Source organism: Janthinobacterium agaricidamnosum, from assembly GCF_003667705.1.
Taxonomy (GTDB): domain Bacteria; phylum Pseudomonadota; class Gammaproteobacteria; order Burkholderiales; family Burkholderiaceae_D; genus Janthinobacterium.
In genome coordinates this window covers 4,329,260-4,343,614 of the sequence record NZ_CP033019.1, presented here as the reverse complement: position 1 = coordinate 4,343,614, position 14,355 = coordinate 4,329,260, and the positions used below count along the sequence as shown (strand labels likewise).

12 protein-coding genes are annotated in these 14,355 nt (G+C 65.5%); 10 read left to right on the top strand and 2 right to left on the bottom strand.

From position 1 onward, the window contains the following. The first annotated feature begins 15 nt into the window (after positions 1 to 15). The gene (locus tag D9M09_RS19670) at positions 16 to 603 is read left to right on the top strand and encodes an O-methyltransferase (RefSeq protein WP_121670190.1); all 588 of its coding nucleotides are present in this window, start codon (positions 16 to 18) and stop codon (positions 601 to 603) included. On the opposite strand, the gene D9M09_RS19665 is transcribed toward D9M09_RS19670, so the two are convergent. Together D9M09_RS19665 and D9M09_RS19660 are read right to left on the bottom strand one after the other, a co-directional pair. Continuing rightward, on the bottom strand, positions 604 to 1,113 hold the full coding sequence (locus D9M09_RS19665) for a GAF domain-containing protein (RefSeq protein ID WP_099410114.1): 510 nt from the start codon (positions 1,111 to 1,113) through the stop codon (positions 604 to 606). It abuts the gene before it with no gap. Positions 1,114 to 1,180: 67 nt separating this feature from the next. Further along, positions 1,181 to 2,071 (bottom strand): LysR family transcriptional regulator, encoded by an 891-nt coding sequence (locus D9M09_RS19660; protein WP_240453424.1) that lies wholly within the window; start codon positions 2,069 to 2,071, stop codon positions 1,181 to 1,183. 89 nt (positions 2,072 to 2,160) lie between these two features. Here D9M09_RS19660 and D9M09_RS19655 point away from each other — a divergent pair, with 89 nt between their 5' ends. The 9 genes from D9M09_RS19655 to D9M09_RS19615 all read left to right on the top strand — a co-directional run bounded on the left by D9M09_RS19655 (position 2,161) and on the right by D9M09_RS19615 (position 14,353). Then, positions 2,161 to 3,147 carry an aldo/keto reductase gene (locus tag D9M09_RS19655; RefSeq protein WP_070312852.1) on the top strand — a complete coding sequence of 329 codons (987 nt, stop codon included), beginning with the start codon at positions 2,161 to 2,163 and terminating at the stop codon, positions 3,145 to 3,147. A gap of 139 nt (positions 3,148 to 3,286) precedes the next feature. Next, a complete protein-coding gene (locus D9M09_RS19650) occupies positions 3,287 to 4,111 on the top strand; it encodes a CheR family methyltransferase (protein ID WP_200899269.1) in 825 nt (274 codons plus the stop codon). Between the two features lies 1 nt (position 4,112). Further along, positions 4,113 to 4,721 carry a chemotaxis protein CheB gene (locus tag D9M09_RS19645; protein ID WP_121670189.1) on the top strand — a complete coding sequence of 203 codons (609 nt, stop codon included), beginning with the start codon at positions 4,113 to 4,115 and terminating at the stop codon, positions 4,719 to 4,721. Between the two features lie 106 nt (positions 4,722 to 4,827). Next, positions 4,828 to 5,952 (top strand): hybrid sensor histidine kinase/response regulator, encoded by a 1,125-nt coding sequence (locus D9M09_RS19640; protein ID WP_121671158.1) that lies wholly within the window; start codon positions 4,828 to 4,830, stop codon positions 5,950 to 5,952. Beyond that, entirely contained in the window at positions 5,949 to 9,347 is a 3,399-nt protein-coding gene (locus D9M09_RS19635; protein ID WP_070312854.1) for a hybrid sensor histidine kinase/response regulator, read from the top strand. Before D9M09_RS19640 ends, D9M09_RS19635 begins: the two co-directional genes overlap by 4 nt. 48 nt (positions 9,348 to 9,395) lie before the next feature. Continuing rightward, on the top strand, positions 9,396 to 9,794 hold the full coding sequence (locus D9M09_RS19630) for an MAPEG family protein (protein ID WP_070221081.1): 399 nt from the start codon (positions 9,396 to 9,398) through the stop codon (positions 9,792 to 9,794). 106 nt (positions 9,795 to 9,900) lie between these two features. Further along, positions 9,901 to 11,592, top strand: a complete 1,692-nt coding sequence (locus tag D9M09_RS19625) for a RecQ family ATP-dependent DNA helicase (protein ID WP_070312855.1) — start codon at positions 9,901 to 9,903, stop codon at positions 11,590 to 11,592. 87 nt (positions 11,593 to 11,679) lie between these two features. Next, positions 11,680 to 12,720 carry a ligase-associated DNA damage response exonuclease gene (locus D9M09_RS19620; RefSeq protein ID WP_121670188.1) on the top strand — a complete coding sequence of 347 codons (1,041 nt, stop codon included), beginning with the start codon at positions 11,680 to 11,682 and terminating at the stop codon, positions 12,718 to 12,720. Next, a complete protein-coding gene (locus D9M09_RS19615) occupies positions 12,713 to 14,353 on the top strand; it encodes an ATP-dependent DNA ligase (RefSeq protein ID WP_121670187.1) in 1,641 nt (546 codons plus the stop codon). The genes D9M09_RS19620 and D9M09_RS19615 overlap by 8 nt, the downstream gene beginning before the upstream one ends. The last annotated feature ends 2 nt before the right edge of the window (positions 14,354 to 14,355 follow it).

Here is a 14,355-nt window from a genome sequence, read left to right as displayed (position 1 = left end):
TCACAAGGAGCCATCATGCCGGACATTGATACCCTGTTGAGCGAACTCGAAGCCTTCGGCAGCAGCAACGATGCGGCGCACACGGAACGTGCCAGCCGCATGCTCAATATCACGCGCGATACGGGCGAATTGCTGGCCGTGCTCGTGCACGCGCGCGGCGCGCGCCGGCTGCTGGAAATCGGCACCTCGAACGGTTACTCGACCCTGTGGCTGGCGCGCGCGGCGCAGGCGCTGGGCGGCAGCGTGGTGACGGTGGAAAAGGCGCAGGACAAGTTCGACATGGCGCACGACAACTTTGTGCGCGCGCAACTGCAAGGCGTGATCGGTCAGCTGCTGGCGGACGCGGGCGACGTGCTGCGCGATGCGGCGGACGGCGCCTACGATTTCATCTTCCTCGATTCCGCGCGCCAGCAATACGCACAATGGTGGCCGCAGCTGGACCGGGTGCTGGCGGCGGGCGGCGTGCTGGTGGTCGACAACGCCAGTTCGCACTACGCGGACATGGCCGGCTTCATCGAAGCCATCCGCGCCGACAGCCGCTATACGACGTGCCTGGCGACTGTCGGCAAGGGCGAATTCATCGCCGTCAAGTCCGGCAACTGATTATTCAGCGACGATAGCCGCTTCCAGCACGCGCACCAGCGATTCGACGCCTTGCGCGTCGACGTCATCGAAGCGGCCGGTCAAAGGGCTGTCGAGGTCGAACACGCCGACGATCTGGCCGTGTGCAAACACGGGCACGACCAGTTCCGAACGGGAATTGACGTCGCAGGCGATGTGGCCGGGAAAGGCGTGCACGTCCTGCACGACGATGGACTTGCCTTCGACCACGGTGGTGCCGCATACGCCGCGGCCCTTCTTGATGCGGATGCAGGCCGGCTTGCCCTGGAACGGTCCCAGCACCAGTTCCTCGCCCTTGAGGAAATAAAAGCCGGCCCAGTTCAGGCCCGGCATCGTGTGGAAGACCAGCGAACTGAAGTTGGCCGTATTGGCGATGAAGTCGGTTTCGCCCGACAGCAAGCCTTGCAGCTGCGAACGCAGGTCCGCATACATGGCTTGCTTGGCGGCGGGGGTATCGGTGGCGTAGGCGGCGTCGTTGAGGGTAAACGTCATGGTCGTGGTGGGGCGCAAAATGGGGAAGGCGCTATGGTAGCGCGTCTGGCGCATCCGCGTGTGACCCTCACTTTTGCAGGTGTTGTTGCGCCAGCCGGCGCAGCAGGGGCAGTGCCGCATGGCCGTGCTCTTTCCGCCAGGCCAGGCCGATGCCGGCCGCCAATTCCTCGCCCTCCACCAATGGCCGGTAGGCCACGCCAGCGAGGCGCAACGCGCGGAACGAGTCGGCCAGCAGCGCCATGCCCTTGCCGGCCGCCACGTCGCCGAGCAGCACGTGGTGGTCGGGCGCCTCGCGCAGGAAGGCGGGCGCGAAGCCATGGCGGCGAAACACTTGCTGGCAATGGTCGAAGAAGGCGGGCTGGCGCGCCCGTTCGAACCAGTAAATCGATTCTGCCGCGATGTCGGTCAGACTGAGCTTGCGCTTCTTCGCCAGCCGGTGCCCGGCGGGCAGGGCCAGCATCATGGGCTGGCGCGCCAGCGGCTGCACGGTCAGTTCGAACGTGGCGCTGGGCAGCGCGAGCAGGGTCGCGTCGAGCTGGCCCTTGCGCACGCCAGCCACCAGGCGCGGCGACGGTGCCGCCGTCAGTTCCAGCCGGACATTGCCCAGTTGCGCCTCCAGCGCCGCCAGCAGCGGGCGGAACAGGCCGGCCGCCACGGAGCTGGTCAGACCCAGGCGCAGGCGTGCGGGGGCGGCATCACGCTGCAGCGACGTTTGCGCCGTCTCCAGCAAGTCGAGGATGTGCAGTGCCTGCGGCAGCAGGGTGCGGCCCGCCTGCGTCAAGGCCACGCCCTGCGTGTCGCGCTCGAACAGGCGCGCGCCCAGTTTTTCTTCCAGTGTCTTGATGGCGCGCGACAAGGGCGGCTGGGTCATGTGCAATTGTTCGGCCGCCTGGCGAAAGTTCAGGCAACGGGCGACGGCGCAAAACAGGGTCAGGGCGTGGGTGTCGAGGGCTCTCATACCAGAAAGGTATCACGAAATCGCGCATTCCCCCGCCAGCCGGCACGGCCTAGACTGGCTGCATCGGGTCAACACATGAGGAGAGCAGCATGCAACAACGACGCATCGGTAATAGCGGCTTGAACAGTTCGGCACTGGGCCTGGGCTGCATGGGCATGTCGGAATTTTATGGCGCCACGGACGAGGCGCAATCGATGGCCACCCTGGAAGCGGCCCTGGCGGCGGGCGTGACCCTGTTTGACACGGCAGACGCCTACGGTTTTGGCCACAACGAGCAATTGCTGGGACGTTTCCTGGCGCGCCACCCAGGCCAGGCGCTGGTCGCCACCAAGTGCGGCCTGGCGCGCGAGCCGGGCAGTTATGCGCGCCGCGTCGACAATTCCCCCGCCTACATCCGCCAGGCGTGCGAAGCGTCGCTGGCGCGCCTGGGCGTGGAGAGCATCGACCTGTTTTACCTGCACCGCCTGAACCTCGATACCCCTTTGGCAGAGTCGATGGGAGCGCTGGCGCAATTGCGGCAAGAAGGAAAAATTCGCGCCGTGGGCCTGTGCGAAGTGAGCGCCGCCACTTTGCGGCGCGCGGCGGCGCTCTGCCCCGTGGCTGCCGTGCAGAGCGAATACTCGCTGTGGACACGCGAGCCGGAGCAGGGCGTACTGGCCGCCTGCCGCGACGTGGGCGCCAGTTTCTTTGCCTACAGCCCGCTGGGGCGCGGTTTCCTGACGGGCGCCATCGCCGATGCGGCCAGTCTCGACGCGGGAGATTTCCGCCACTTCAATCCCCGTTTTGCCGCCGACAACCTGGCGCATAACCAGGCCATCGTCGCGCAGGTCAGGGACATCGCGCGCGCCAAAGGCTGCACGCCGGCCCAGCTGGCGCTGGCCTGGCTGCTGGCGCAAGGCGACGACATCATTCCCATCCCCGGCACCAAGCGCATCGCCTACCTGCACGACAACCTCGGCGCGCTGGCCGTGCGGCTGGACGGGGCGGAGCTGGCGGCGATGAACGCGGCCTTTCCCCTGGGCATGGCGGCGGGCGCGCGCTATACGGAGGAAGGCATGAAGGGCGTGGATGCGTGAAAAAGTGGCTCTAGCGTACGCCAGCGTACCTAACTGACGCTTTTCCTGCGGGATAATCGGCGACGATCTGCTAGCATTTGGCAGTGACTGCACGGTGCGTGTTGCCCCGTGTTCAACGGTCAGGTATCCGATGAGGTGGATGTTGTTAGATGACGATATTTTCGATATAGAACTGAAATTATTGCTTGAGGGAATATTGCTGCGCTATCAGCACGATTTCCGCGATTATTCCGTGGCCTCCCTGCGCCGGCGCATGCGTCAGGCCATGGAGCGCTTCGGCTGCGCCAGCCTGTCGCAATTGCAGGACCGCATCTTGCACGAGCCGGCCATGTTCGCGCAGATGCTGCAATTTTTTACGGTGCAGGTGAGCGAGATGTTCCGCGATCCCGCGTATTTCCGCGCCTTGCGCGAAAAAGTCGTGCCCATCCTGCACACCTATCCTTCGATCAAGATTTGGGTAGCCGGCTGCAGCAGCGGCGAAGAGGTGTGGTCGCTGGCCATCTTGCTGGAAGAGGAAGGCTTGCTCGAGCGCAGCATGATTTATGCGACCGACATCAATGTGGAAGCGCTGGCCGCCGCGGAAGCGGGCATCTATCCGGTCGAGCGCATCGCCCAGTTCAGCGAGAATTATCAGCTGGCGGGCGGCAAGCGCTCGCTGTCCGACTATTACACGGCCGCCTACAAGGGCGCCATCTTTGACCGGCGCTTGCGGCGCCAGTTCGTTTTCGCCGACCACAGCCTGGCGACGGACAGCGTGTTTTCGGAGGTGCACATGGTTTCCTGCCGTAACGTGATGATTTATTTCAATAAAGATTTGCAGGACCGCAGCCTGGGCCTGTTCCACGAAGCGCTGGTGAACCGGGGCTTCCTGGGTCTGGGCATGAAGGAAAGCCTGCATTTCAGCCGCCATGCGGACAGCTTTAACGAGCTGAGCCCGGCCGAACGCATCTTCCAGCGTGCCTGACATGCTGCCGAGCTCCGACGTCGCGTCACCGCCGGCCGGCCTGCGCCTGATCGCCATCGGCGCTTCGGCCGGCGGCGTGGAAGCGCTGGGCATCGTGCTGCGCGCCTTGCCCGCCACCTGCCGCGCGGCCGTGGTGGTGGTGCTGCACCTGGCGCCGGGCCGCTCGAGCCAGTTGCCGCAGTTGTACGCGGAACGTTGCCAGCTGCCCTTGCGCGAAGCGCAGGACAAGGAACCGCTGCAACCCGGCGTCGTGTATTTCGCGCCGCCCGACTACCACCTGCAAGTCGAGCCCGATGGCTGTTTTTCCCTGTCACAGGAAGCGCCCGTGTATTTTTCGCGCCCATCGATCGATGTCTTGCTGGAAACGGCTGCGTATGCCTACCGGCGCGCCATGCTGGCCATCATCCTGACGGGCGCCTCGGCCGACGGCGCGGCGGGCCTGGCGCGCGTGCGGCAGCTGGGCGGCAGCGCCTGGGTGCAAGACCCGCAGCGGGCCAGTTGTGGCATCATGCCGGCCGCCGCGCTCAAGCTGGCCGGCGCCGACCGCGTGCTCGATTTGCCGCAAATGGCCGCCAGCCTGGCATTGCTCGGCGATGGCGAACACAAGTGAATGGGAATAGTGTAGTGCGTGTAATATATGTGAGAATTGAAACAATGTTTATGTCCATATCGAAACACGATGGCGTCTTGCCGTTGCGATGCCTGAAGATGATTCCGTGACCGCCCCTATTCATATCCTCGTCGTTGACGACATCGCGCAAAACCTGGTCGCCGCCGAAGCCGTGCTGGCGCGGCCCGGCATTGTCATCCTGAAGGCCAGCTCGGGCGCGCAAGCGCTGGAACTGCTGTTGACGCATGAAGTGGCGCTGGCCCTGATCGACGTGCAAATGCCGCAGATGGATGGTTTCGAGCTGGCCGAGCTGATACGCGGCAGCGAGCGCACCCGCAGCATCCCCCTGATTTTCCTCACGGCCGCGTCGCGCGAGCCGAGCTACAGTTTCCGTGGCTACGAGGCGGGCGCCGTCGACTTTCTCTACAAGCCCATCGACGTGAAAGCCTTGCAAAGCAAGGTGGCGGTGCTGGTCCAGCTCTACCAGCAGAAACGCGAATTGTCGGCCCAACTCGACGAACTCAAGCACGCGCTGCACCTGAATGAACTGTTCACGGCCGTGCTGGGTCACGACTTGCGCACGCCCTTGTCGGTGGTGATGAACGGCGCCATGCTGTTGCCGATGATGAGCGACCACCCGAAGGTGATCGTCACGGCGCAGCGCATCGAAAGCAGCGCCAAGCGTATGGCGCGCATGGTCGACCAGTTGCTGGACCTGGCGCGCATCCGTTCCGGCACGATGGAATTGCGCGGCAGCATGCACGATTACCTGGCGCTGGCGCGCGCCATCGTCGAGGAATGCGAGACGGCCGGTCAGGCGCCGCTGGTCGAGGTCAGCAGCGTGGGTAATCTGCATGGGCAATGCGACGCGGGCCTGCTGTCGCAAGTCATCTCGAATCTGTTAAACAATGCCATCACGCATGGCGAGCCGGGCGCGCCCGTGCAACTGGCCCTCGACGGACGGGACGCCGGCAGTATTGAATTGCGCATCGCCAATCGTGGCGTCATTCCCGCCACCTTGCTGCCGACCCTGTTCGAACCGTTCCAGCAGGCGGGCGAGAAGCGCCGGACGGGGCAGGGCCTGGGACTGGGCCTGTACACGGCAAACATGTTCGTCAAGGCCCATGGCGGCACGCTCGAGCTCAGTTCGACGGCCGCGCAGGGCACGCTGGCGACCGTGCGCATTCCGCGCCAGTGCCAGGTGTGCGTGCAAGCGGGACGGGCGACATGAGCGCGCCAGCCTGGCCGCGCGGCGGCGGCAGCATGGGGGAACTGGTGCGCCAGCGCGACTGGTCCGCCACCAGCCTGGGCGCCGTCGATGGCTGGCCCGCCCATCTGCGCACCAGCGTCGACATCGTGCTCAATTCGCCGATGGCGATGGTGCTGATGTGGGGCCCGCAGCACGTCATGATTTACAACGACGACTACATCCAGATCGCCGGCGAGCGCCATCCGGCGGCGCTTGGCGGCACGGTGCCGGGCATCTGGCCGGAAATCTGGGACTGGAACGCGCGCATCCTCGAAGCGGGACTGCGCGGCGAGACGCAGGTGCACCGCGAATGCTGTTTGCCGCTGTTGCGCGGCGGACAGCGTACGGACGTCTGTTTCGACCTGTTTTACACGCCCGTGCATGGCGCCGGCGGCCAGGTGGACGGCGTGCTGTGCACGGCGCTGGAATTGACGGCGCGCATGGAGGAGGGGCGCAAGCTGAAGCTGGCCACGGCCGAGCTGGGTCAACTCAACACCACCTTGCAGGCCGAGAGCGAGGCCGTGCGCGCGGCCAACCGCCGCCTGGGCGAGGAGCGGGCGCTGCTGCGCGCCCTGTTCCAGCAGGCGCCGAGTTTCATGGCCCTGCTGCGCGGGCCGCAGCACGTGTTCGAATTGGCGAACGAGCATTATCTGCGTCTGGTGGGGCACCGCGATGTGCTGGGCAAGACAGTCGAAGCGGCCTTGCCTGAAGTCAAGGAGCAAGGTTTCATCGAGCTGCTCGACCAGGTCTACCGCACGGGCGAACCTTACGAGGGGCGCCAGGTGAAGGTGGACTTGCAGGCGGCGGACGGGCAGACGGGCCAGCGCCAGATCGATTTCGTCTACCAGCCCATCAAGGATGAAGAGGGCGTGGTGACGGGCATCCTCGTCGAAGGCATCGACGTGACCGAACGGATGGAAGGCGAGGAGCGGCTGCGCCTGGCCCAGCAGGCGGGCGGCATCGGCACCTTCGAATGGTTCCCCGAGACGGGCGCGATGGTGGTGTCGCCCACGTTCCGCCGCCTGTGGGGCATTGCCGACGAGGTGGAAGTGACGGAACGCCTGCTGGTGAGCCTGGTTGATGCGCGCGACCAGCAAAAGGTCGGACCGAGCAAGCTTGACGTCGCGCCCAATCCCCTCGAATACGTCGAGTACCGCATCCGCCGCCCCGCCGATGGCGCGCTACGCTGGATCGCGCGCCAGGGCGAGGTGGTGGCCGGCCGCATGCCGGGCCAGCGCCGCTACGTTGGCGTGTCGTTCGACGTGACGGAGCGGCGCCAGATCGAGGACGAACTCAACGCCAGCCAGGAGCGCATGGCGGCCATTTTCGGCCAGGCCTCGGTGGGCTTGTCCGAGCTGGGCCTCGATGGCAGTTTCCAGAGGGTCAACGGTGCCCTGTGCTGCATGCTGGGGCGTTCCGCCGAGGAACTGCTGAGCTTGAACATGAACGACATCATGCATCCGGCGGACGTGCCCGGTAACAACGTGCTGTTCCAGCGTCTGGTGGAAACGGGCGAGTCGTTTTCGCTGGAAAAGCGCTACCTGAAGCCCGACGGCACGCAAGTGTGGGTGTCGAGCAATGTCAGCCGCCTCGTCGATGAGCAGGGTCATACGCGTTCCCTGATCGCCGTCAAGACGGACATCACGGACCGGCGCCGCGTGGAAAAAGCGCTGCATGAATTGAACGAAACGCTCGAGCACCGGGTCGAACAGGAAGTCGGTGAGCGCACCAAGGCCGAAGACGCGTTGCGCCAGGCGCAAAAGATGGAAGCCGTGGGCCAGTTGACGGGCGGCATCGCGCACGATTTCAATAATGTGCTGCAAATTATTTCCGGCAATTTGCACTTGCTGCAGCATCTGGCGGGCACGGATGGCCTCATGCGCCAGCGCCTGGACACGGCGATTGCCGCCGTCGAGCGGGGCGCCAAATTGTCGTCGCACCTGCTGGCCTTTGCGCGGCGTCAACCGTTGAAACCCGTGGTGGCCGACCTGGCCCGCGTGGTGCGCAACATGGATGCGCTGCTGCGGCGCGCGCTGGGCGAAGCGATCGACATCGTGCTGGTGGGCGGCGGCGGGCTGTGGAATACTCTGGTCGACCGCAGCCAGATCGAGAACGTCATCCTCAACCTGGCCATCAATGCGCGCGACGCCATGGATGGCGTGGGCAAGCTGACGATCGAACTGGGCAACGTCGTGCTCGACGAACAGTATGTGCACAATCTGGTCGATGTGCCGGCGGGCCAGTACGTGATGCTGTCGGTGACGGACACGGGCCGCGGCATGAGCGGCGCCGTGCTGCAGCGCGCGTTCGAGCCGTTCTTCACCACCAAGCCGGAAGGCGCGGGCACGGGCCTGGGCCTGTCGATGGCGTATGGCTTCGTCACGCAAAGCCGCGGCCATATCCGCATTTACAGTGAACCTGGCGTGGGCACGGGAGTCAAAATCTATTTGCCCCGTTCCCTGATGGCCGAAGCGGACGAGGAACTGGAATTGAGCGGCGTCGTCACGGGCGGCACGGAAACCGTGCTGGTAGTGGAAGACGACGTGGGCGTGCGCACCACCGTGGTCGATATGCTGGGCGCGCTGGGCTACAAGGTACTCAAGGCCGAGGATGGCGAAAGCGCGCTGGCCGTGCTGCATAGCGGCGCGCAGATCGACTTGCTGTTTACGGACGTCATCATGCCCGGTCCCGTCAGCAGCACGGAGATGGCGCGCCAGGCGCGCGAGTTGCAGCCCGATATCGCCGTCTTGTTTACGTCGGGCTACGCGCAGGATGTCATCGTGCATGAGGGGCGTCTCGACGCGGGAGTGGAATTGCTCAGCAAGCCGTACCGGCGCGAAGAGCTGGCGCGCAAGCTGCGCCATGTGCTGGCCAACCGCCAGCAGCAAATGCGTGCGCGCCAGTTTGAACGGTCCGGCGCGCCGGTGGCCGGCATCCTGCCGACCGGCAGCGCGGCTGCCAGCGTGCTGGGAAGTGACACGCCGGGACTGGACTTGACGGGCCATGCTCCGGAACCACAGGGGGACATGCCGACATCGATGAAAATACTTGTGGTGGAAGACAACCTCGATTCGCAGCTGATGGTGTGCGAACTGGTGGGCATGCTGGGCCATACGGTCAGCGGCGTATCCGATGGCGAGGCGGCGTGGAAATTGCTCAATGAGCAAGACTTCGATATCCTGTTTACCGATGTCAGCCTGCCCGGCATGTCCGGCATCGCGCTGGCGCGCATGGTGCTGCGCGATAAACCGGCCATGCGCATCATCTTTTCCACGGGCTATGGCAAGGAATCGATGGATGAGCTGGGTTTTTCCGCCAGTGTCTTGCGCAAGCCCTATGATTTGATGGAGTTGCAAGCGGCACTCGACCAACCTTGACGGGCACGCGCCGCTTCGGCCCGCCCGTCTCACACGTAGAGGTAAGGCATGACCCCTGAACTGACGATGCTGGCCGGTACCCTGGTGCTGGCGCTGGTGCAAATCCTGCTGCCCGCGCTGTTCCGCACGCGCGAAACGGGCACGGCCTATAACGTGAGCGCGCGCGACGGCGACGGACCGCCCGTGGGCAAGATCACGGGCCGTTTGCGGCGTGCCCAGGCAAACCTGTTCGAAACCCTGCCCCTGTTCGCCGCCGCCGTGCTGATCGCCCACGTGACGGCGCAGGAAAGCGCACTGACCTTGTACGGCGCCGCCCTGTATTTGGCCGCGCGCGTACTGTATTTGCCCCTGTACGCGTTCGGCGTGCCCGTCGTGCGCACGCTCGTGTGGTGCGTGTCGATTGCCGGGCTGCTGATGCTGTTCTGGGCCATCCTGTTCGCTTCCTGAAATCCTACGCTGGCTGTAGCAGCCGTCCTATGGTCGTACGCCAGACCCGGCCGTAAAGTGGCGGCAAGCTGGCAATTGGCGCCGGCATGTGAGGGACCGGACCACGATGGCGACTACCATTTCTGCAGTGAACGAAGCGGGCAGCGCCCGCCAGCGCAAGATCCAGCGTCTGCTGCGCTCCGTATTTGGCGTGGCGCGGCTGCGCGCCGGCCAGCAGGACGTCATCGACAGCGTGCTGGCCGGACGCGACACCCTGGCCATCATGCCCACGGGCAGCGGCAAGTCGCTGTGCTACCAGCTGCCCGCCGCTCTGTTGCCGGGTGCCACCGTGGTGGTGTCCCCGTTGATTTCTCTGATGAAGGACCAGCTGGAAAAGCTGCACGAACTGGGCATCACGGCCGTGCAGCTCAACAGCAGCCTGTCGCGCGCCGAGGAAGACGACGCCATCGCCCGCATCGCCCAGGGCGGCAGACTCATCATCTTTTGCACGCCGGAACGTCTTACCAATACCGCCTTCCTGTCCCTGCTGGCCGGCGCGCCGCCAAGCCTGGTCGTCATCGATGAAGCCCATTGCATTTCCCAGTGGGGCCACGACTTCCGTCCCGCCTACCTGGACATCGCGGCCGCCCTGCGCGCGCTGGGCCGCCCGGCCGTGCTGGCGTTGACCGCCACGGCCACCGGGGAAGTAATGGCCGATATCGATACGCAACTCGAAGCGCGCAAGCTGAACGTCATCAATACCGGCATCTACCGCGCCAATTTGCGCTACCGCGTGATCCAGGTCACGAATGCGGGAGAAAAACAGGATGAAGTCCTGCGCCTGCTGCGCGAGACGCCGGGCGTGGGCATCGTGTACGCGGCCACCGTCAAGGCCGTCGAAGACCTGGCGGCGCGGCTGGAAGCGTTGGGCGAGAGCGTCACCTGCTACCACGGCAAGCTGGCGGCGCGCGAGCGCAAGCACCACCAGGACTTGTTCATGAATGGCGAGCGCCGCATCATGGTGGCCACCAACGCCTTTGGCATGGGCATCGACAAGCCCGACACGCGCTTCGTCATTCACTTGCAGGTGCCGGCCAACCTGGAAGCGTACTATCAGGAATCGGGCCGCGCAGGGCGCGACGGCTTGCCCGCCGACTGCACCTTGCTGTACTTCCAGGAAGACAAGCGGGTCCAGCAATTTTTTCTGGCCAAGCATTACCCGACGGCCGAGGAACTGGCCGCCATCGTGGCGGCAGCGCAAGAATTGCCGGCCACGTTTACTTTCGCTGCGCTGGCGTCCAGCCTGCCCGATTTTTCCGACGGCCACCTGAAGGTATGCCTGAAACTGTTGAAAGACGGCAAGCTGCTGCGCCAGGACCGCAAGCTGGGCTACAGCCTGAAAGCGCCCTCGGCCAGCTCGCCCTCGTATGCGCAGCTGGCGCAGATCTACGTCGACAAGCAGGAGCGCGACAAACAGGCGCTCGAGCAGATGGTGGCCTATGCGCAAAGCGGCTTGTGCCGCTGGAAACTGCTGCTCGATTATTTTGGCGATGCCGGCGATTTCCAGCGCTGCTGCACCTGTGACAATTGCCTGTCGCCGCCCGCGCTGGCCGCGCCCATTTCCCTCGACGAGTTGCCCCCGGTCCCGTCCCAAGCGCCATCGCCGCCGCCAGCGCCGCAGATCGCCGTCGGCAGCCGCGTGCGCGTGCCCCGCTACCAGATCGGCACCGTACTGTCGGTGGCGGGCGACCAGGTCACGATTGCCTTTCCGGAAAACACCACGCGCACCTTCATGGCCGAGTTTGTCGCACCGGCGTGAACCCAGTGTGCGCTGTCTGACAGATGATCTGGCGCAAGAGCGCTAGAATCAGCCCATTCCAACGCGTGATAACGCAGGGAGCAGGGCATGGCAGACATGGTAGTGGTGCGCAAGGAAGGTTTGTACTGTGTGCCGGGTCAGTTCTACATCGACCCGTGGCGCCCCGTCGAGCGCGCCATCATCACACATGCGCACGCCGACCATGCGCGGGTCGGGCACCGGCATTACCTGTGCGCCGCGCCAGGCGAGCAAGTGCTGCGCGCGCGCCTGGGCCCCGTGTCCATCCAGGGCCTCGCGTATGGCGAGACCATCGAACACCACGGCGTGCAGGTGTCGCTGCATCCGGCCGGCCACGTGCTCGGTTCGGCACAGGTGCGCATGGAATATGGCGGCGAAGTGTGGGTGGCGTCGGGCGACTACAAGCTGCAGCCCGATCCCACCTGCCTGCCGTTCGAACCCGTGCGCTGCGACACCTTCATCACGGAATCGACCTTCGGCCTGCCCATTTACCGCTGGCAGGCGCCGCAGGAAATCTACGACGACATCAACCAGTGGTGGCGCAGGAATGCGGCCGAAGGGCGCACCAGCGTGCTGTTCTGCTATGCCTTCGGCAAGGCGCAGCGCATCCTGGCGGGCCTCGATGCCAGCATCGGCCCCATCATCTGCCATGGCGCGGCGCAAGCCCTGACGCAGGTCTACCGCGAGTCGGGCGTGGCCTTGCCCGCCACCGTGATGGTGGGCGAGGTGACGGACAAGGCTGCATTGAAAACGGCGCTGGTGATCGCGCCCCCATCGGCCGCCGGCTCGCCGTGGATGAAGCGCTTCGGCGACTACAGCGATGCGTTTGCCAGCGGCTGGATGCTGCTGCGCGGGGCGCGCCGGCGGCGCGGCGTGGACCGGGGTTTCGTGCTGTCCGACCATGCCGACTGGCCCGGCCTGATGCAAGCGATCACGGCCACGCAGGCCGAACGCATCATCGTCACGCATGGCTCGATTCCCGTCATGGTGCGCTGGCTGCAGCAGAACGGCTGGCAGGCGGGCGGCTTCGAGACGGAATACGGCGATGACGAGGCCGATGACGGTGCGCCCGATGCGGCCGCGGCGGCGGAGGACGTCAGCCATGCGTGACTTTGCCCGGCTGTACGCGGAACTCGACGAGACGACCTCCACCAGCCGCAAGCTGGCGGCGCTGCAAGCCTATTTTCGCGGCGCCTCGCCCGAGAACGCGGCCTGGGCCGTGTATTTCCTGGCCGGCGGCAAGCCGCGTCAGGCCGTGCCCACCAAATTGCTGCGCGAATACGCGACCGAACGGGCGGGCCTCGATGCCTGGCTGTTCGACGAGGCCTATCACGCCGTGGGCGACCTGGCCGAAACCATCGCCCTGATCCTGCCCGCGCCCGCCAAACGCAGCGACGTCGGCCTGGCCGAGTGGGTCGAGCAGCGCATCGCACCGTTGCGCGGCGCGGCGCCGGACGCCATCCGCGCCGCCCTGCTGGGGTACTGGGACGAGCTGGAAACGCGCGAACGTTTTCTGTTGATCAAGCTGATCGGCGGCGGCTTTCGCGTGGGCGTCTCAAAACTGCTGGTGACGCGCGCGCTGGCGTCCATCGCCGCCGTCGACAGCAAGCTGATCGCCCAGCGCCTGATGGGCTGGACCGATGGCAAGGTCAACCCCACGGGCGCTGGATTCTTGAAGCTGATCGCCGCGCAGTCGGACGGCGAACATGCGCTGCGCGGCGGCCAGCCGTATCCGTTTTTCCTCGCGCATCCCCTGCAGGCGGGGCCGGAAAGCCTGGGCGACATCGGCGGCTGGCTGGCCGAGTGGAAATACGACGGCATGCGCGCCCAGCTGCTGCGCCGCGATGGCGTGAACTGGCTGTGGTCGCGCGGCGAGGAATTGATCACGGAGCGCTTTCCGGAACTGGCGCAGCTGGCCTTGCCCGAGGGTACCGTGCTCGATGGCGAAATCCTCATCTGGCAGCCGGGCGACGTGCCGGCGCCATTTGCCGATTTGCAGCAACGGATGGGCCGCAAGACGGTCTCGCCCAAGCTGCTGGCCGAGCTGCCCGCCGTGCTGGTGGCTTACGATGTGCTGGAACTCGATGGCGTGGACGTGCGCCAGCTGCCCCAGCTGGAACGGCGCGCGCTGCTGGAAAGCGTGGTGGCCGGCGTGCACTCTCCCGCGTTGCGCCTGTCGCCGCGTGTTGACGCGGCTAGCTGGGAGGCATTGGCCATCATCCGCGAGGAATCGCGCGCGCGCGGCGTGGAAGGCCTGATGCTCAAGGCCGTGTCGGCCGCGTATGGCGTGGGCCGCACGAAAGACGTGGGCACGTGGTGGAAATGGAAGATCGATCCGTATGCCATCGACGCCGTGCTGATCTACGCCCAGGCGGGCCACGGCCGCCGCGCGTCGCTGTACACGGATTATACGTTTGCCGTGTGGGATGACGTGGAGGAGGGCGGGCAGGGGGAGCGTAAGCTGGTGCCGTTCGCCAAGGCGTATTCGGGCTTGACCGATGCGGAGATCGCGCAAGTCGACGCGGCCATCCGCAAGACGACGATAGAAAAATTCGGCCCCGTGCGCAGCGTGCAGCCGACGATGGTGTTCGAGATCGGTTTCGAGGGCATCGCTGCGTCCAGCCGCCACAAGGCGGGCATCGCCGTGCGCTTCCCCCGCATCCTGCGCCGCCGCGAAGACAAGACAGTTGCCGACGCCGACACCCTGGCCACGCTGAAGGCCATGCTGGCGGGCGCCGCATGAGC